Origin of the sequence: Acinetobacter thutiue, assembly GCF_030385805.1 — a bacterium.
Lineage (GTDB): Bacteria > Pseudomonadota > Gammaproteobacteria > Pseudomonadales > Moraxellaceae > Acinetobacter > Acinetobacter corruptisaponis.
On sequence record NZ_JAUDZE010000013.1, the window covers coordinates 1 to 21,069 of the forward strand.

General features: G+C 37.0%; 11 protein-coding genes, 1 tRNA gene and 2 CRISPR repeat arrays. Of the genes, 3 read left to right on the plus strand and 9 right to left on the minus strand.

Features of this window, described 5'->3' with window-relative positions:
- Window positions 1-703: 703 nt before the first annotated feature.
- Window positions 704-2,291: a CRISPR direct-repeat array (repeat unit 28 nt; unit sequence GTTCATCATCGTTTAGATGATTTAGAAA).
- 1,826 nt (window positions 2,292-4,117) lie between these two features.
- Window positions 4,118-8,465: a CRISPR direct-repeat array (repeat unit 28 nt; unit sequence TTTCTAAATCATCTAAACGATGATGAAC).
- A gap of 97 nt (window positions 8,466-8,562) precedes the next feature.
- The 6 genes from cas1f to QTA56_RS17030 all read right to left on the minus strand — a co-directional run bounded on the left by cas1f (window position 8,563) and on the right by QTA56_RS17030 (window position 13,649).
- A complete protein-coding gene (gene cas1f / locus QTA56_RS17005) occupies window positions 8,563-9,516 on the minus strand; it encodes a type I-F CRISPR-associated endonuclease Cas1f (RefSeq protein ID WP_267982165.1) in 954 nt (317 codons plus the stop codon).
- A 9-nt stretch (window positions 9,517-9,525) separates the two neighbouring features.
- Entirely contained in the window at window positions 9,526-10,137 is a 612-nt protein-coding gene (gene cas6f, locus QTA56_RS17010; protein WP_267982166.1) for a type I-F CRISPR-associated endoribonuclease Cas6/Csy4, read from the minus strand.
- 2 nt (window positions 10,138-10,139) lie between these two features.
- Complete coding sequence (gene csy3, locus QTA56_RS17015) at window positions 10,140-11,201, minus strand: type I-F CRISPR-associated protein Csy3 (protein ID WP_267982167.1); 1,062 nt, start codon at window positions 11,199-11,201, stop codon at window positions 10,140-10,142.
- 24 nt (window positions 11,202-11,225) lie between these two features.
- Window positions 11,226-12,113, minus strand: a complete 888-nt coding sequence (gene csy2, locus QTA56_RS17020; RefSeq protein WP_267982168.1) for a type I-F CRISPR-associated protein Csy2 — start codon at window positions 12,111-12,113, stop codon at window positions 11,226-11,228.
- Window positions 12,110-13,288: a hypothetical protein gene (locus tag QTA56_RS17025; protein ID WP_267982169.1), complete on the minus strand. Its 1,179-nt coding sequence runs from the start codon at window positions 13,286-13,288 to the stop codon at window positions 12,110-12,112. Before QTA56_RS17025 ends, csy2 begins: the two co-directional genes overlap by 4 nt.
- 142 nt (window positions 13,289-13,430) lie before the next feature.
- Complete coding sequence (locus QTA56_RS17030) at window positions 13,431-13,649, minus strand: hypothetical protein (RefSeq protein WP_267982170.1); 219 nt, start codon at window positions 13,647-13,649, stop codon at window positions 13,431-13,433.
- Window positions 13,650-14,048: 399 nt separating this feature from the next.
- Between QTA56_RS17030 and QTA56_RS17035 the strand changes: the two genes are divergently transcribed.
- The 3 genes from QTA56_RS17035 (at window position 14,049) to cas3f (ending at window position 18,016) form a co-directional block, all read left to right on the plus strand.
- Window positions 14,049-14,228 carry a hypothetical protein gene (locus QTA56_RS17035; protein ID WP_267982171.1) on the plus strand — a complete coding sequence of 60 codons (180 nt, stop codon included), beginning with the start codon at window positions 14,049-14,051 and terminating at the stop codon, window positions 14,226-14,228.
- Window positions 14,225-14,611 carry a type II toxin-antitoxin system death-on-curing family toxin gene (locus QTA56_RS17040; protein ID WP_267982172.1) on the plus strand — a complete coding sequence of 129 codons (387 nt, stop codon included), beginning with the start codon at window positions 14,225-14,227 and terminating at the stop codon, window positions 14,609-14,611. The genes QTA56_RS17035 and QTA56_RS17040 overlap by 4 nt, the downstream gene beginning before the upstream one ends.
- A 141-nt stretch (window positions 14,612-14,752) precedes the next feature.
- The gene (gene cas3f / locus QTA56_RS17045) at window positions 14,753-18,016 is read left to right on the plus strand and encodes a type I-F CRISPR-associated helicase Cas3f (protein ID WP_267982173.1); all 3,264 of its coding nucleotides are present in this window, start codon (window positions 14,753-14,755) and stop codon (window positions 18,014-18,016) included.
- A gap of 7 nt (window positions 18,017-18,023) precedes the next feature.
- On the opposite strand, the gene QTA56_RS17050 is transcribed toward cas3f, so the two are convergent.
- The 3 genes from QTA56_RS17050 to QTA56_RS17060 form a co-directional block, all read right to left on the minus strand.
- Window positions 18,024-19,247: a tyrosine-type recombinase/integrase gene (locus tag QTA56_RS17050; protein WP_267982174.1), complete on the minus strand. Its 1,224-nt coding sequence runs from the start codon at window positions 19,245-19,247 to the stop codon at window positions 18,024-18,026.
- 175 nt (window positions 19,248-19,422) lie between these two features.
- Window positions 19,423-19,498, minus strand: a tRNA-Arg gene (locus QTA56_RS17055).
- Between the two features lie 82 nt (window positions 19,499-19,580).
- Window positions 19,581-20,939, minus strand: coding sequence for an amino acid permease (locus QTA56_RS17060; RefSeq protein ID WP_267982175.1), 1,359 nt, complete (start codon window positions 20,937-20,939; stop codon window positions 19,581-19,583).
- Window positions 20,940-21,069: the final 130 nt, after the last annotated feature.

Genomic DNA, 21,069 nt, shown 5'->3' on the forward strand with positions numbered 1-21,069 from the left:
CAATTATACAGAATAATTGGGTACTATCGAACATAAGGACTAGAGTCGTAAGTTTTGTGTGGTAACTCAACTGATGGCTCTAGTCCTTCTCTTTTTCAAGTCTATGGCTTATCCGTGATTCAGGTTAATTATAGTAAATTATTATTTTAAATGATTAAAAATATGGAAATCAGCTATAAAATAAGTGATAAAAGCCTATTTGATTTACTTAGATTAAAATTCAAAACAAGTTTGGCAGACTGTGTTGAGTCGAAAAAAGACGATTTTTCAATTTTTAGTGAACATATTGATGTCTTGGAATTGTTATGGGGAATAGAAAAAAATATAGACAATAATAAAATTCACCAGTCTGTAAGGTTGGTTAACCTAATGACTAAAACTGCTTATATCTTTAAGCAGTTATTTCAAGTGTGGAATCACAATCGTGGAATATGGGAAGTCACCAGTTCGATTGAATTTCAGTGCTTTCATACGCTTTTATCTGTAGCTCGAGATACTACAATAGGAACTTCTATAAGCCATTGGCAACTTTATTATTTGAGATATGAGGCTCAAGTTGAGCTTGATTGTTTAGTAAATCTAATAAAATCTTTGAATGCTCAATTGAACAAAGGAGCAGGTCTTATCTCTGAAAGGCAGAAAAATTACTTTAGTCTACAGAAGCAGGATAAAGCACCCCATCCGCATAATCACCATTTAGCAAGTTCATCATCGTTTAGATGATTTAGAAATCATGGAAACTGTTTTACCAAAAATGGAGTACGTTCATCATCGTTTAGATGATTTAGAAAAGAATGGACTGGAGTCAATTTATACAGACTGGGTTCATCATCGTTTAGATGATTTAGAAAATACGACCTTGCATTAACAAGTCGCGAATAGTGTTCATCATCGTTTAGATGATTTAGAAAGTCAAACGCCATTCGCATGCCGTAATCATTGCGTTCATCATCGTTTAGATGATTTAGAAACCAAAACGGCTAAGACTAAGCTGAGAAAACACGTTCATCATCGTTTAGATGATTTAGAAAGATATTAGACGACTGCTAGTTACGTCAGTAGCGTTCATCATCGTTTAGATGATTTAGAAAATCAGCGTGATGTTTAATCAACTCTAGCACATGTTCATCATCGTTTAGATGATTTAGAAATAAAAAATTCCTAAGTTTAAGAACATAGGTATGTTCATCATCGTTTAGATGATTTAGAAAAGACGCTTGTAGTTTAATTCCAGATTTTTGATGTTCATCATCGTTTAGATGATTTAGAAAAACACTAACCGCACTGTTTTGTTTAGGCATCTGTTCATCATCGTTTAGATGATTTAGAAAGCTTTGATGGTGGTGGCCTAGATGATCTATTCGTTCATCATCGTTTAGATGATTTAGAAAACGAATGGGCATGGGTTAAAGAAGTTAAGGATGTTCATCATCGTTTAGATGATTTAGAAATTTAGACGCAATTGTGATTTATGAATTGAAAGGTTCATCATCGTTTAGATGATTTAGAAAGTCTAAAACGGCTCATTTTTTTTGTTCCTTTGGTTCATCATCGTTTAGATGATTTAGAAATACAGTGCACATCCTTGGCTGTCCTAAAGATAGTTCATCATCGTTTAGATGATTTAGAAATTGAAAATGAGATCAGTAATTTTTTTATTAACGTTCATCATCGTTTAGATGATTTAGAAAATTAATAATGACCATTATTAATAATGGTGCTCGTTCATCATCGTTTAGATGATTTAGAAATCTGTGTAAGAACAATGACAATATTCATGAACGTTCATCATCGTTTAGATGATTTAGAAATGCGGGAGATAAAATCCAGTGGACCACACGTAGTTCATCATCGTTTAGATGATTTAGAAAACAACCGTAACGGTATGACGTTGCAGAGCTAAGTTCATCATCGTTTAGATGATTTAGAAACGAATGGAAAGCCGTTTGTAAGCGATACCGTTGTTCATCATCGGTTAGATGATTTAGAAAATACACCTGATGGGACTGGGCGTGTGCACTGAGTTCATCATCGTTTAGATGATTTAGAAATATCAGTGGAATATTTGGCGTGGGCATCTACGGTTCATCATCGTTTAGATGATTTAGAAAAGGATATATGATTCGTATCCGCGGCCTGTTCCGTTCATCATCGTTTAGATGATTTAGAAAAATACCGTCAGCACCCCAAGTAAAACCAATTGGTTCATCATCGTTTAGATGATTTAGAAAAAGTAGTGCCCAAACACAACCAAGACGATTAAGTTCATCATCGTTTAGATGATTTAGAAACAATAAAGTCTGGTCTTGACATAGTTTTATTCTCCCTCTTAGGCTTTATCTTCTTCTGCTTTACTAACACACCTCGACTGAATAATTTAACCTTTTGTTTGCCCAATGGTAATTCTTTACTATCAACATTATATGGTAAGAAGAAATGCCTATACGTGAAATATGGAACCAAGTAGTTAGCAATCTCTTTATGTAAGGCCTTATTCAAAATTTCGACCACAACTGAATCTTGATTTAAGGCATGTACTGAACGCATGATTGGTAGATTAACTACTTGTGAAAAAAATGAATTTGGCTTTACTGGCCCAAACTCTAATTGTTGACGTAATAAAAAACTTTTCCATGCCTCATCCAATTTTTTAGCAAGAATTAATCGGTTTTTAGATGTGACACCAGTGCATTTTAAAATAACAATCAAATCGATATAGGGCCTGTTTTGGTGATCATGCAACCATACCAAGAAATATCCTAACAATTCCTTTAACAACTCAGTACGCTTGTTAAGACGAAGAAATTCAGTAAAAAATGATGAAAAAGTACTCCTTAAAGTCTCACTATCAAAATAGGGATGATTATAAAAAATTTGAAATCTTGCCAACTGAAAGTCTTGTTTAAAAAAAGCTTGAACGTATTTTCTTGTTTCGGCTGTTCTTTTCTCATAGTAGGTAAATTGGTCATCGCTATAAAAGGTTTTTTTATGGACAGAAATAGAATTGAAATCAGGTATGCGAACTTCATGTTTAGGAATACCACTGGCAAAAGGAGTCTGATCACGAGCAATGTTAAAACCATGTAATTGTTCTACAGTTAAACGGCTATCTCTACGTAGAGCAATCTCCCTAATCTTAAACCAAATATCGCTCTTGAGAAGTAGATCAAAACGGCCATGCAGAACCCTATTAGAAATTTCATAGGTATCAATTGCGTCACCACCCATTAGAATAAAATTCTTCAGGAGGAATAATAATTGATTACCTATACGTGTTACCCGCACCTGTTTTTCATTTTTTTGTGCCCCATAGGTGAAAATAAAGAAAGGCTCTCTTTGCTGACTAAGATTGTCTATAAAAATACTGAGATAGTAAAAACCAGAAAGATCATCTAGTCTTCCTTGAAAATCATCCCTCAACTCAAGCTCATGATAGTAGATGAATGCAGCCTTATTTTTTTCTTGTAGTAATTTATCTAAATTCTTAGTATCCCAAACCACATCAACACTAGAACTATAATTCTTAAACTTCCTAAAATCCATAGGTTGCTCATAGTCATCAAGTTGATTTTGCTTTACGCCTAGATACATCCCAGAGAATTCTTCATTGACCATTATTAATGAGGTATTGAAGTTAGTAATCGTTCTTAATTTGAAAAATTGTTCATAACGACAATAAGGACTTACTGTCCAATAAAAAAAGCGTCTTAATTGCTTTTCATTACTTAAAGACCCAACCACAGATTGATATGCTAGTTGCTCAATTTCCTTACCCCAATCTTCTAATTCAATGGGATAATCGATAATGAGGCCAGCTAATTTGTTAGATATAAGTCTGATCAAATTTTGCTTTGATTTTTTTGCACTACCTGCATAGATCAGAATACAACTAAACTTTAAACCTCGTTCACCATCATCTTCATATTTATAAAAAGCTTTTACTAATGCTGGATCACTTTCCAAGATTTTCTTTTTTATAAACTCAATATCCTTGTATCTCTGTTGAGTAAACTTATCAAAATTAAAATACAAACTTTTGTTCGGAAAATGAAAATTTAAACAGGTCGTAAAGAGTGATCCATACATCTTAAATAAAGAAAATACTTCCTGATACGTCTTTCTAAATCATCTAAACGATGATGAACGTTTCAGTAGCTGGTGTTGATGCAACAAATAATTTCTAAATCATCTAAACGATGATGAACTAACAAATTCAAGAACGTAAGGATATGACAAATTTCTAAATCATCTAAACGATGATGAACGCCGTTCCCTTGTGCTCGTATTCCTTGACCACTTTCTAAATCATCTAAACGATGATGAACAATGAATAGAATTTGAAAGCGTTATTCGCTTTTTTCTAAATCATCTAAACGATGATGAACCTACACCGTCTTTCTCAGCACGGTATACAGACTTTCTAAATCATCTAAACGATGATGAACAATGCAAGCCCCCAAAAGTTCAGGCAGTGATTTTTCTAAATCATCTAAACGATGATGAACATAGACTTTTTCTACACCGTCTTTCTCAGCACTTTCTAAATCATCTAAACGATGATGAACTTTCACATAATTTTCAGGACACTTTCCAGTGGTTTCTAAATCATCTAAACGATGATGAACCGGTTCATCAGCTCATACGTCACCCTGCATCTTTTCTAAATCATCTAAACGATGATGAACTTAGCATTAGTATCTTTTTGACCGTTGATTAATTTCTAAATCATCTAAACGATGATGAACCGATGGTCGTTTGCATTCTTTAAGCAGATTCTTTTCTAAATCATCTAAACGATGATGAACGAGGTGGATGACAAGGTTGTTAATGCCACTGATTTCTAAATCATCTAAACGATGATGAACAACATTCTCGTCTGGCTTATGTGAGCAATGGATTTCTAAATCATCTAAACGATGATGAACGTTCCAGATAAGGGCTTGATTCACCTGGATAATTTCTAAATCATCTAAACGATGATGAACCCACTGGCACCTTCGTTCTTGGAATTATGTTCTTTCTAAATCATCTAAACGATGATGAACTACTTGCAGTCCAAGAATTACCACCATTTTGATTTCTAAATCATCTAAACGATGATGAACAAGAGGATGCCGCTAAGGCTGCAACAAAGTCATTTCTAAATCATCTAAACGATGATGAACATGCTGAGTTGCTTCTGTTCAATGATGATTTGTTTCTAAATCATCTAAACGATGATGAACATTATTGGCCCAGTCATTATATTGGCTCTCAATTTCTAAATCATCTAAACGATGATGAACCGTAGGCATCGAAAAGATCCCCCACCGTTCCATTTCTAAATCATCTAAACGATGATGAACGAACATTCCCGTTTACCAGTGTTGTCACAGTTTTTCTAAATCATCTAAACGATGATGAACCAGTAAAGGTGTAGTTGGTTGAAAAGGTTTGGTTTCTAAATCATCTAAACGATGATGAACGGGAACGCTTGATTGACCGTCCCGAACGCTTTTTTCTAAATCATCTAAACGATGATGAACGTTGTGTACTAAATCCAACAGGTGGATTTTCATTTCTAAATCATCTAAACGATGATGAACTCCCCCGTGATTAACAATCCATTTACAACAAATTTCTAAATCATCTAAACGATGATGAACGCGACGAGCTTAACGCTATAGGTGACGTTATCTTTCTAAATCATCTAAACGATGATGAACTAGATCGTGCTAGAGCCATGCTTGATAAGTTCTTTCTAAATCATCTAAACGATGATGAACGCGCGCTAGACGCGTTTGAACCATCTGACTTATTTCTAAATCATCTAAACGATGATGAACAAATGGGAGGGCTTAAAGCTCACAGCGTATCATTTCTAAATCATCTAAACGATGATGAACGGGTATGACAAGGCAGGCAAGGCATTGATCAATTTCTAAATCATCTAAACGATGATGAACTTTCACGTACGGCGCCAAACTTCATATAGTCTTTTCTAAATCATCTAAACGATGATGAATAAAAAAGCACCCAACTGGGTGCCATAAGTTAATTTCTAAATCATCTAAACGATGATGAACATAGCGGATGTTGAGGGTAATGTGGCCGCATATTTCTAAATCATCTAAACGATGATGAACACTGAGTCTTTTAAGAAATACTGCCTATCTTTTTTCTAAATCATCTAAACGATGATGAACAGCATGATCAGTGAACCATTGAAGAAGTATGCTTTCTAAATCATCTAAACGATGATGAACCAACAAAAAAAGAATTACTGACGGGCAATGTTTTTCTAAATCATCTAAACGATGATGAACGTCATTATGCAGCGATTACATGAAGAGGATTTTTTCTAAATCATCTAAACGATGATGAACATTGATAAATCTTTAGAGCGTAATACACGTAGTTTCTAAATCATCTAAACGATGATGAACTGTCAGGAATGAGATGGATCTTGTTCGGTTAATTTCTAAATCATCTAAACGATGATGAACACGAAGCTTAGTAGTGATGGTGCGGGTGGTGTTTTCTAAATCATCTAAACGATGATGAACGGTACATCGTTGGTGTTGAGCACGGCCAGTTATTTCTAAATCATCTAAACGATGATGAACTCAGGAAATGCTCCATGAGCGTACCTATCAGATTTCTAAATCATCTAAACGATGATGAACGCCATCAAGCATCTGCATGACCCGATCACGCATTTCTAAATCATCTAAACGATGATGAACACTGACGTAATTACCGCGACTGTCAAGATAGCTTTCTAAATCATCTAAACGATGATGAACGTTTCAGTCTCGGCAAGTCTCTTGCTGTGACTTTTCTAAATCATCTAAACGATGATGAACGTCATTGAAGAGGTGGCAGCGATTGTTGGCTTTTTCTAAATCATCTAAACGATGATGAACTGTAAAGCAGGCACCTGTTTACGCTCCAGATATTTCTAAATCATCTAAACGATGATGAACGATTAACTGGATATTTTTTCATGATCTTCTTTTTTCTAAATCATCTAAACGATGATGAACGCTGACCTGCATCGACTTCATCCAGCCTTGCATTTCTAAATCATCTAAACGATGATGAACCCGCACTTCGTCCAACCCACTTAGCAAATGCATTTCTAAATCATCTAAACGATGATGAACATAACGTGGCTAGAAAAAAGAAATTTGAGATATTTCTAAATCATCTAAACGATGATGAACCATTGAAGTCAGATGGGATAGATGTTGCTTGTTTTCTAAATCATCTAAACGATGATGAACAAAACAATCCCCGCAACCTTTGATTTAGTCATTTTCTAAATCATCTAAACGATGATGAACGGGTTTGCCTTGATGGTGAAATCTTTGGCATTTTTCTAAATCATCTAAACGATGATGAACTAAATCATCCAGAACGAGCTGATCCGCTTTCGTTTCTAAATCATCTAAACGATGATGAACTATGTAAAAACAATAGCTTGTGAAGCTGTTCATTTCTAAATCATCTAAACGATGATGAACTAGGTGGCCCATTGAAATTTCACAGAATTCAATTTCTAAATCATCTAAACGATGATGAACAAAATTACACGTGTATTAAATTGAACTTGCATTTTCTAAATCATCTAAACGATGATGAACATGACCCATTCGCGTAGTGTCAACAGGAAACATTTCTAAATCATCTAAACGATGATGAACGCAGCGCCAGGTGAATTGCGTTGGTTTGCAATTTTCTAAATCATCTAAACGATGATGAACGCCAACAGAGAAAACTCCAAGCGGGAAATTCTTTTCTAAATCATCTAAACGATGATGAACGATAACGGTCATCATGTAAATCAAACGTAATGTTTCTAAATCATCTAAACGATGATGAACCAAAAGCCAATGACGGGCTATCACCTGATTGATTTCTAAATCATCTAAACGATGATGAACGTACATGAAGCCACCTTAGATTTTGACAATTATTTCTAAATCATCTAAACGATGATGAACCACCAGAGATCAGTGCATTATCATCCCATATCTTTCTAAATCATCTAAACGATGATGAACGTACTGTTTTTTACACCCGAAAGTTGTCTATATTTCTAAATCATCTAAACGATGATGAACAAATTAACTCCAGATGCAGGCAAGTCCAGTAATTTCTAAATCATCTAAACGATGATGAACGATTCTTGTGAACCACAATATGTATATCGTATTTTCTAAATCATCTAAACGATGATGAACAGCTCGGCAACTGGCTACAAATCAGCAAGCTCTTTCTAAATCATCTAAACGATGATGAACCACAGCGTATAGCTCAAGCAGCAGAACAGGTTTTTCTAAATCATCTAAACGATGATGAACCTTGTCTAAGCTCGGTTTGAACAGGAGCAACATTTCTAAATCATCTAAACGATGATGAACAAGTGGCGTTTTTAGACTTACAGTACGTGTTTTTTCTAAATCATCTAAACGATGATGAACTGGAGTTAATCAAGCACAAAACTCCTAAAATCAATTATATAAGCTTTTAATGAGTGAAAATACTTCAAAAAGAAGTGATATTTATAACTAGATGATTTTATTTGATTTTAGTGCATAAATCAGAAATGAAGCCAAACATATAATCTAACAGGTCATTATCTTGACAAGTTTCAATCAATTGCATACGAAAGTCTTTTTGATTTTGTCCCTTAGCAGCGCAAGAAAAAGCAAGTGGCATAACAAAAGCATCTTTAACTAAATCAGCAATATCAAATACCAACCCACCACGACGAGTTTTACCATGCAGGATAGGCAAGGCAAAGCTAATTCCCATGCCATTTAGGGCAACGGCTGCATAACCATAGGCAATATAATTGCCATGATCTAGATAATTATTGGCGATATCTGTAATGGTATCGTGAGAATTTTTACCCTCATTCCGAGTGAAATCAAGTTTAAAACCTTTTGCCAATTCTTTGTATAAAGCTTTTGCCCATCGACCCTCGGCAGCCAATAATTCTTGCTGATTGGTCGCTTGATCAATATCTTGTTTAAAGGTATTTAACGCATTTTCATTGATATAAATACCGTGTTGAATCAGATCAATATTCTTTTTCCATGTATCAGAAACTAAAACAACACGTTCCAATAATAATATTTTTGCCATAAGCAGGCGTGCATCATCATCTAGCCATGCTCTCATCCAAATTTGCATATGGTCAGTTGGACGGTATTCACTTTGAGGTGCAAGAAAGGTTAAATCTAAAGCAGAAAATAGGGGAGAGCCACCAGAACCACAGAATCCAACCATGACATTGGATTCTGCTAAACGTCGAGCGGCTGCATCTGTGATGGAACTGCCTTTACCCAATAAAAGAAAAGCCGTATTTTTCTCAGGAATATTATAAAAATACTCAACAGGTTGTAGGCTATTGGTTAAATATACAACCCGATCATCTTTTAAGATAACTTGTACTTTTTCCAAATAAAATACACAAGCTCGCTTTGAAAGCATTAGCGGTTTGCTACGTTCCTGACGGAGTTGGCTCATAACTCCTCCTTAAAATACAGGCAAGGCAAAAGGGCTTTCTTTACGAGCCAGTCCATAACTATCAGGTAAACCATGTCCTGCATTTTCACAGTCTTGAATATCAATAATGATGGTAAAGCCCTGACCTGTACTTTGACTTATGACCTGAAAAAATGGTTTATCTTTTGCTGCTTGTAAACGTCGATCACGCAAAGGCTCATTTTGATGGGAAAGTTGGGTACGTTCTGCTTTTTGGGTTGGAATGCGAAAACGTCGATAACTTTTCCAACCTGATATTTTGGCTGTAGGCACGGCAATCGCTGTCCCTAGAACAGTATAGTCTCGAATTTTCCAGTGTCCTTTAATGGCTTCAATCAGTTGCTCTAAGTCATCTTGTTGTTCTGCAAAAATACGCAAAATATCAAAATTAGGTTTAGCTGTACGACCATGCTTTTTTTCAAACTGTTCTTGTTTGGCTTTTAATTTATCAGACATTTCTACAGCCAACGCATAATGCGCTGGCAGTTTGCGAAATGCACCATGAATCACGGTATAAATCTGATTACGAATATGACCCAGTTTTAAATCCGTATCATCTGAAGATTCCAGTACACGGACATCAAGGTAGAAATGAGCATCCATGATTATTCACCCTCAGAGTACACGCCACCACGAATTAAACACGCAATCAGGAACATCCCTTTATCACTGTTTGGATCAAGCTCATCCACTTCTTTTAAAATATCAAATGCAGATACTTTATCTCTACCCACCCGATAAAAAATCTGTCCCTCTAAATTTGCACCATTCGGTTCAACCGCAATTGGTTTTTTATCATTTTCCTCAAACAATGGATACCAGGTATCAATTGTTCTTAGCGCATTACCAATCTTTTGGTCACGCAATGCAGCCTGACCTAAATATTGATTGTCGTTGGCCTTATGATCAGGTTTTTTAGGCGTGAGTTGATAGAGAGAACGAGAAAATCCTTTAGTTTTTTCTTCTAAATAATTTTGAGAGGGAAATACTTCAACACCTCCCATACCAAAATCAACAATCGCTTCAATATGCAAAGCCGCATTGGTCGATTCGCCAGTAATACCTTTTAGTAAAATATTAGCCAGTTTTTGTTCTTGCTCAGATGGATTTTCAAAACTCTTGAGGTTGTAGGAGAGCGCATCAAAACTAAATTTTTCAGGATAGTCTTGTGCAGTCACTTGAATATTAATACTTTCAGCAACGATACGATTACGCCATAACCAACGACCATTGATGATATTACGGATATAGCGACGTACAACTTCTTTCAGTCCATCACTTTGTTTAGCACGATCGACAAAACCTAAAAATGCTTGACGGAAATTATATTCCTCACTTTTATCAGCACCTGCTTTGGATGCGCTGGCAAATAGGACATAACTTAAATCGATAAAACGAAAATCCCATTTCACCAGAAGTTTAGCATTCGGTTGTAATTTTGCAGATTCAGTCAATTGAATATTGGTGACTTCACGGGCAAGAGAATTACCTGTTGCTGCACCTTTCTCTTTATTGCCTGCCACATTCTGAGTACCTCGAATACCGTGATACATCACGTGTAAAGCTTCTTGTTTGCCATCTTCATATAAGTTAAAGAATGCTCCATCACTTACCACTGTGCCACGTTGTAGGGAAAGGCTGCCAGGTAATTTTTTAAAAATTGTCATGTGAAAAATCCTTATATTTAAAGCTTAATTTGCATTGGTACAGTTTTGTTGTAAAAGGAAAATGTCATCTTGTGGCCATTGATAAGTCCACAAAAGTTGTTGCAAGTCATGCCATGTATCACTTTCAGCTTCGGTTGATTTACGTAAAATTTCCCCTAGAGAAAAATATTGCACAATTCCTGTTAAAGGTTCGGCGTAAGCATGGGTTGTACTTTGCTGATCTTGAGCTTGGCGAATCCCAGTACGCTGATCGGTTGCTGTTTCAAGCAGGGCATAACCCAAAGTCGTAGCGGAAATCCAGCTTAAACTTTGGTCATTAAAAAATGCTCTCAGTGGATCAGACTTTAATGCTAACAGTTGGGTAAATGCCTGAATTCGATTGATTTGATGGCGTTGTTGATATTCAAGTAATAAGTCTTGTCTATTCAAAATCACAAAACCTGTTTTGATCTTTTTTAGTGCTGTTTCCAGTTCATTGTCACTGTGTGTGGTAATGTCGGAAAACTCGATAATCTGTCCTCCTGCAAAACGACTGCGCTTTAAAATATTGGTCAGTTTCTCTGGACTAATTCGAGAACTGGCAAACTTAATAATTAGACTAAACTCTAAATGACAGGAGGCTGTGGGTTGTAAAGACAATGCATATTTATTTTTGGAGGAATAATCCTTTTTACCAATAAATACTGCACCACGTCGTTGAGCGGGCGTAAACTTTCCATACGCCTGTCCACCTAAACGTTGCTGATCATGGTGAATATAAATGATGCCTTGATCTTGTGTACCCAGTTGCTTTGCCAAATGATGAGCAAACATATTGGCAGTCATGAGTGGTACGCCACCTAACAAAAAGCCATTGCTTTGCATATTGGCATTTTGCACCCGAATACGAGGAATAACCGCATAACGACTCATCGAATGATCTCCCGTAAACGTCGGGCGAGGTAGCCTTTAGCATTTTGATCCAAGGGTATGCTTATTTCTGGTAGTTCAGGACGAAGATAGAATGACTGGCCAATGATTTTATCCGCTAATTCATCAGCAAATTGAATACGCCAAATATCATCTCTTAACTCAGGCACAATAAGCCCTTGAATAACAAATCTCACTTGTGGGTGTAATAAAGAAGTTAAAGGCTCTTGATTATTTTCTTCATTTTTAGAATAGATAGGTAATCTATCCTGAACAGTTTTAAGTACTTGTAATTGCTTATGTCCTTGATAGTTTACAAAATCAAAGATGTTTTTTAGAAAGGACAACTCAGCTCGACGAACTCTAGCATTGGTCTCAGGTGCAAATACTCCTAAGTCATTCCAATCTTGATAGGTATTTTGTGCTGTGGCAATCAGCTTTTCTTCAAGCATTTTTGACCATAAAATAATGTCAGGAATAATTTCTTCATCATTTTTAAACAAGATTTTATTTGGAATATAATATTCAAATCCTGTATGGAAAATCTTAAATGCTGCACGAATATTCTCATCTATTTTAGGTGAATCTAGAGTAATTGGACGTTGCATGGCTCGTACAAGACTTCCAACATTTTGTGGATTTGCACCGCCAATGCCGAAAACAGCAGTTTGAATTCCATTGAACTCACTGTCTTTTTCTTTACGAACAATATTAATGGCATCAACTTCCTGATTAATCAAATAATTGACACCAGCAGCAGTGAGTGGACTTATTGAGACATATTCACCATTTTGGGGAATTAAAAGCTGGCGCATCCGAATATCAATATCTTCTGTCCCTGCCTGATAAGGTGTAGCAAAAATAGGCTGGATATACGGTTTAAGTCGTTCAACTTGTTGTTGAAATTCGGTTTCTTCTGAACTGATGTCATCATTCAGCATCGCAGCTTTAACCACTTTAAAAAGAGAAGCGGTTTTACCTGCATTAGCCTGATAGTCGGTTGGAATCAGAAAGTTTTCATTGAGTAGGGTTCTGGCACTGAGATAAGGCAAATCAAGTGCCTGTTGCGTACTTAAACGAAGCCCGCCTTTTTCAATATTAGAATTGATGGTCTTAAATGAAAAATGTACTGATTCCTCTAAAGCATTTATAAAAACATCATTTTCTGGTTCGGGCATTAGGTTCTCCATTTTTCTTGTCTTAATCTTTTTTAACAGATTCTTTTACGCATACAAACAGTTAGCTCTACTTATGCGACATAGGGTGTCGCATAAGTATTTTGTCTAAAGCTTATGACTTTATATCGGTAATTAATGTGAATTAACTTGTATGACAAGGATTACAACAGTAATAGCAACCATTGATTCTTGCTTGAGGCCAATTTCTTTTCGCCAATGAAACAGCACCAAAGCAATAAGTATGTTCACCTAAGTCAATTCTATTTTGAGGTTGGGGCATAAATGGACAACCAGTGGTTAGGTTGTGAACTTCATGATCGCCATTCGCTTGAGCATTTTGGTTAATGATGAACTTAGACATACATTATTCCCCGCTTTGTGATTTGCTGAGGAAGTAATAAAATTTGCAACTTAAAGCTGCATGGAAATAGGACAGGTTGTGCTACCATTTAGATAGTCCTCCGTAGTAATTAGACACTGTGGAAATGGACAAAAGCAGATATGAAGTTTTTGCAGGCTGAATATCTGCTTTTTTTATGTCCATTTATTCATAAAAATATCTGAATAAAATACTGGTGTCAATTTAAAATTTAAAAGTAACTATTAAGGATAATTTTATGAATTTTTAGACATGTTACACTCATGATGCCATCGTATTAGATGGTTGAGAAATTAATGGTTACACTTAATTTTTATATGTTTGTCATCGCTTAGATGGTTTAGAAGTGCTTTGGAATGAGACATCCTAAGAGGAATGAGTATGATCAAACGATTAAAAGATTTTAAGGTTGAAAATCATAAAGCACGTTCAGCTTTGGCTGGACAAGTCGTGCCTATTCAGTTTGAAAATAATGATGCAACTAAGCGTATGGTTATGCACAGTGCTAAACGTGTTATTCGTCAACATAAAGAAGAAATACAAGAGCTTGCTTATAAATGAGTATGATTAATTCAACCTTTGTAATTGCTGTTCATGACGAGATTCTTCGTCAGACAGGTGTGGGTCGAGAGGGATGTCATATTGAAAAACTAGAGAGCGTGTTGGGACGTATTGATCAGCAAATTTATTATAATAATGTCAATGATTTATTTGAAATAGCAGCATGGTATGGTATTGCTTTAGCCAAAGGTCATGCTTTTGTGGATGGTAACAAGCGCACTGGACTAGCTGTAATGCTGACTTTTTTAGAGATTCAAGGCGTGTCCATTCATGAGAGTACAGGCTTAGATGATCTAATGGTTGATATTGTGGAGAGTCAGGATCAACATGAGGATTTAGCTAAAATTGTTTCTGATTTCTTATATGAACTGTCTGAAATATAATAAAGTTACAGATTCAACTTTGTTGTGATAAAAAATACGACGCAAAATGTCGTTTTGATAATTATTAACTTACGTCTTATCTTTCCCTACTAAAACAACCCACTATATTGTTAATACTTAAGAATTTAACAACTATAAACTATGCACGTTATTTTCATCTCCGCTTGCGAAAAAAGAGCTTTAAAAAAGACTCGAGCGATTTTAGACAGCTATGCCATTCGTACAGGTCATACTTCTTGGCAAGCCCCAATGACCGAAGCAGCTTTAAAAGAAATAAAAAGTGCATTAAACAAAGTTGCAACACGGCAAACAGCAGTTGCTGCCTATCGAAATTTTGGTATGCGACGCATGAAGCTGGCTTGGGTGGTAGGCGCTAAACAAAAGTTTGCTCTAGATGGTGCATATCCAGTTGCTTCGACCAAGAAACATCAAAAACGATTAATGCTAGAAAATTGGGTTAAAGCCAGTAGTTTGTTGGCAGGTGCAGCAGGAGATATGCACGATATTGGTAAGGCATCAATGCATTTTCAGCAAAAACTTAGCCCACAAATGGCAGGGCAGCGAGTCAAAGATGATGTCCGCCATGAATGGCTATCCATGAAACTCTTACAGCAACTGAGAAAAAATGGCTGGGATTGGCAGTTTGCTTGGAACAATCTAAATAAGGGTTTAGAAAAATTTACTTTGGATGATCGTGAGATTAATAATGACTCGGAGTATGGTATTTCCAATCAGCTTGAAGCGGTTGACTATCTTGTTGTCACACATCATGGTTTATTGGGAATTGAACCTGATGGTAAGCATCCGCCTTTTAATGCTTTACCACATTATGAAAATCATGTTCGAGAGTTAAATCCGAGTTTGCAACAACTGACATGTGCAGGTGATTTGCCACACTCTATTTTTAATAGTCATCAAAAAAGAATGCAGCGTTTAACTGTATTGCTACCTCAGCAAACTGTCACCAAGCCGAAAGATCAAGGGCTTTATTGGAAAGCATTGGCTTTACATTCACGAGCGGCTTTGATTCATGCTGATCATATTGTTTCTGCCCAACAGTTTTCCGCAGTGAAACCTGAAAATGTCGCTTTATTTGCCAATACTAAATTTAAAGAGACAGGCAAAGCCAAAAAAGAAAAACTGCAAGATCAACCCTTAGAATGGCATTTACATCAAGTCGGTGATCGAGCCTCTCGTATCGCTGTTCAGATGATGACCGACCTGAATTTATCAGGGTTATCTGAGCAAACAGTCGATTATATTTGCCAACCAACGACTAATCCTCGTTTTCAGTGGCAAAATATTGCTGCTGGTGCTTTACAAAAACAGATTCAGAAAACACCAGAAATACCTGCTTTAATTTTAAATATTGCAGGTACAGGTAGTGGTAAAACTCGTATGAACTTACGAGCAGCATGTACGCTAAGACCTGATGATCCACGTATGAGTATTGCTTTAAATTTGCGTTCTTTAACGTTGCAAACAGGTCATGCTTTGCAATCGTCCATGAATCTATCTGATGAAGAAATTGCTGTTGTTATTGGTGATACCGTGACACAAGATTTATTTAATGCAGCTAAATTAACTGCATATATTGATGAAGATGAAAATCAGTCTGAACCGATTTTTGATGCTTTTGGTGATGAATGTGGTTTACCTGACTGGCTTAATCCATTATTTACCATTGAACAAAAAGGGAGGAAAGTGTTTGATCAAAAAGGTATGACGGTACTGGCTTCGCCCTTATTGGTATCCACAGTTGATTATTTGATTGCCGCAGGAGAACCACATCGACAAGGGCATCATGTCAAAGCGTTGCTCCGTATTATGAGCAGTGATTTGATTCTGGATGAAGTTGATGGTTATGAACCGAAAGCACTCATTGCTGTACTGCGTTTAGTGCAATTAGCAGCCATGTATGGACGTAATGTGATTTGTTCGTCTGCAACCTTATCACTTACAGTGGCGAAAACCATTCATCGAGCATTTGAATCGGGTATGCAAATGCGAGCTGCCTTATATGAAAAACAACAGAAATCAATCATTGCTGTGATTGATAATGAACTTAAACCTCAAATCTGGTTAGATCATTCTGATCAACCATCTGATTTTAATCATAAATATCAACAGCATCTTGATACCTTGCAAACCCATTTAATAGAAAAGCCAACCTATCGTTTGGCACAGCTTATTCCCTTTACGGATACTTCTGTATTGAGTTGGAAACAGGCAATATTGGCAGCGGCTCAAACATTACATCATGATCATGCTTGGGATTTTAATCAAACAGGAAAGCAAATTTCGCTGGGTCTGATTCGAGTTGCCAACATTAAGCATGCGATTGGATTGGCTCAGTTTTTATCTGAGCATTGGTCGGAGGTAAAGGTTGTTTGTTATCATGCCAATGATTGGCTGATTTCTCGTTTTTATAAAGAGCAACGTTTGGATCTGCTTTTAACACGACATAAAGATGGCAAAAAAAGAAAAACGGGTAATGAACAGATTCTAAAAGACGCTGAGGTTATCGATCTAGTTACAAATTGTTCTGCTAGTTCCGTACCTTTTATCGTTGTAGCAACACCTGTAGAAGAGGTTGGGCGAGACCATGATTTTGATTGGGCGATTATTGATGCTTCGAGTGTGCAATCTATTGTGCAAACCGCAGGGCGGATTAATCGACATCGCTTGGATAAAATTAAACAGCCAAATGTGATGATTCCACAATGGAATTATCGTTATTGCCAAGATCGAGATCGGGAACGCTATAAAAAACAGGCAACTCAAAGAAGTAAAGTTTTTATCTACCCAGGATATGAAGGCTACAGTTCATCATCTAATACTGTAAGCACCTATAAAACTCAAAATTTAGCTGAACTTTTACCGTGGGATGAGAGTCAGCAATTGGTAATCAATGCTCGTTTGCGTTTTGATCAGCAGAGCTGCTTGTTTGCGCAACTGGATGATCAACAGATTCAGAAGTTTTGCCAAGATTATTTTTATGATCAAGGGGAACAGATGTTTTCTCGTGCAGATGTCGATGCCTGTATTATGACGGAACATATTTATAATGAAACACCATTACGTGAGCGTGATTACCAAGAAATTTATAAGTTTAAATGGGATGATGGTTTGGTTGTAGAAAAACAGGTATATGGGATTGATGTTAAAGCGAGCCAATATGCGAACTATACCAAGTATGGTTTAGTTTGGGATCAGGTTAAATTTGAGGAGAGAGCTGCAACACCACAAGCATGGTTGGCATTGACACCACAACAAATGCTTGATTATTGTCATGAATATAAAATTTCTGATGAGCAGGGCTGTCGAGTTTCTTTAACAGCTTATGATGATCAAATGACAATTTGGTGTTATGACTATGGATTTGGCGTAATGCGAAAAGACTGATGTCTCTTTAAAGCTTTGCTTGGATTAACTTAATATTTTCACAATAATCTGCCCAAGCCTGCATCATTTCAGTACGTTTGTCTAAGTGCTTGGTTCGGTTATAAGCTGTTCCGTGCATGTCTCTGACTTTATGAGCCAATTGTTGCTCAATCCATTCAATAGGGTATTCAAGTACCTCTTCTAAAATAGTTCTGGCAGATGCTCGGAAACCATGACCACATGCTTCATCTGATGTATAGCCTAAGCGACGTAAAGCCTGATTAATTGTATTCTCAGACATTGGTTTTTGCCATGAGGTAAGAGAGGGGAAAACATACTCACTGTTTGCCTGAGTAATTTTAGCAAGCTCTTTTAGTATTTGAATGACTTGGGTGGATAAAGGAACGATATGAGATACACCAGTTTTTTTCTTGGTTTTAGGGGGAGTATATTCCCAACGACCCTTTTCTAAATCGATATCTTTCCATTTCGCATGACGTAATTCGCCTGGGCGAACGAAGACTAAAGGGGCAATGCGTAAAGCATATTGAGTGATGATCGAACCATCATAATGATCCAAGTCATTTAGGAGTTTTGAAAATTCATCGGGATTAGTGATTGCTGCCATGTGTTTGGTTTCAGCTACAGTCAAAACACCTCTTAAATCTTGTGTGACATCACACTCACATAGCCCTAATGAAACAGCATAACGGAAAATCTGGCCACATTTGGTTTTTACTTTCTTTGCCGTTTCATGTTTGCTTTCTTTTTCGTAAATACGGCAAATATTTAAAATATCCATTGGTTTTAGTTCATGGATAGGAATCTTGCCAATATGTTTGAAAATCACTTCAAATAAACGTTGTTGTCCTTTAACTGTAGCTTCAGCAAAATTCTGTTTTGTTGCCCATTCCTGAGCTACAACTGAGAATAAATTCTTATTTGCACTTAGAATCTCATTCTCAATTCTTTGTTTATCTACTTGAGGGTCAATGTTTTGGGTAAGTAATGTGCGTGCCTCATCACGTCGTTGTCTCGCTTCTGCCAGACCAATGATAGGGTAGTTACCAAAGCTTATAGAGTTACGTTTCTTGGTATAAGGACGAGCATAGTCAAAGCGCCAAAATTTTTCTCCATTCTTGGCAATCATCAGAAATAAGCCTTTCCCATCTGATAGCTTTTGTGTTTTCTCAGGATCAGCTTTAATCTTTCTTATCTTAGTATCTGTAAGTGGTACAACAACTTTTGGCATTTTTGCGGTATCAGTTTATGTGGTAAGATGATTTTACCGTATAAATTACCGTAAAGAAACTTGGATTTTGGCAGATCAATAGAGACAGTTATTAACTTTGAATGATTTAATATGTTGATTTTTATCGATTAAGTTGTTTTAAATATACTGTAAAATATAAAATTAGACCATGAAATGGTGCGCCCTGCGGGACTCGAACCCACGTCGGTCGCTTAGGAGGCAACTGCTCTATCCAGTTAAGCTAAGGGCGCATAGTGCGGTGATTGTAAATGAAAAAGCATAAACAAAAAAGTGATTGCTAGAACAATCACTTTTTCAATACCGATCAACTGTTTAATTCTTGGCTTTTAGATTCAGCACTTTATACAGTACAAACATGAGCACAATCCAGATTGGAATCATTAACACGGATTCCTTAAAGCCCTGTTGCCACATGATATAAAGTACCACCGCAATGAAAGCCAGCACCAGATAGTTACTCAATGGCGACCATAAGGCAGGGAAGCTGGTTTTCAGGCCTTTTGCTTTGGCCATCGCCTTGAATTTCAAATGTGTCAGGCTGATCATGGCCCAGTTGAGCACAAGAGCACCAACGACCACATACATCAAATGGCCCAGGGCATCCTCTGGAACAAAGTAATTCAACAAAACACATCCAAAGATCAATAAGGCAGACAGTAAAACCGCTGGTACAGGCACGCCCTGTTTATTGGTCTTGGCAAACACTTTAGGGGCATTGCCTTGTTGAGCCAGACCGTACAGCATACGGCTATTGGCATACATACCACTGTTATAGACTGATAAAGCTGCAGTCAGGATAATAAAATTGAGTAAATGCGCAGCCCAACCAATCCCCATCTGGCTAAAAATCATTACAAATGGACTTTTATCCAGACCACCTAAATCCAACTGGTTCCAAGGCACAAGTGACAACAGGATGGTGAGTGAACCGACATAGAAAATCAGGATACGAATCACCACCTGATTGATCGCTTTAGGAATGGTTTTCTTGGGATCATTGGCTTCGGCCGCGGCCATACCAATCAATTCAATTCCACCAAAGGCAAACATCAGGAAAGCCAGCATATAGAACAGGCCATCGAAGCCATTTGGGAAAAATCCGCCATGTGCCCACAGGTTACTGAATGACGCGGTTGAATTGGCATCCGCTGTGAACAGGAGGAACAGGCCAAACAGGATCATCGCAACCACTGCGGTCACCTTGATAATCGCCAACCAGAATTCCGATTCTCCGTAGAATTTCACATTGGTCAGGTTAATCGCGGTAATGATGACAAAGAAGAACAGCACCGACTGCCAGGCGGCAATATGAGGCCACCAGTAATTGATATATTTGGCGACCGCCGTCAGCTCACTCATGGCAACAAGGATATACAATACCCAATAGTTCCAGCCTGACAGGAAACCTGGAAACTTACCCCAATACTGATAGGCGAAATGGCTAAATGAACCTGCAACAGGTTCTTCAACAATCATTTCACCGAGTTGACGCATGATTAAAAAGGCAATCAAACCACCAATCGCATAACCCAAGATAATGGATGGTCCAGCAGACTGGATCACCTGTGCAGAACCTAAAAATAAGCCCGTACCAATTGCTCCACCCATCGCAATGAGCTGGATATGGCGGTTTTTTAGTCCACGCTGAAGTTGAGAAGAATCGTTGTTCAAAGGACTGAGCTCGACGATGAATAAGTGGATTATTCTAATAGATTGCAGGATTTTCGCCTAGTAAAAGTACAGGCAGGCTATGACTGTAAAGTAGTTTTTAAAAGTTATTTAAAATCCTGTATTTGAATGA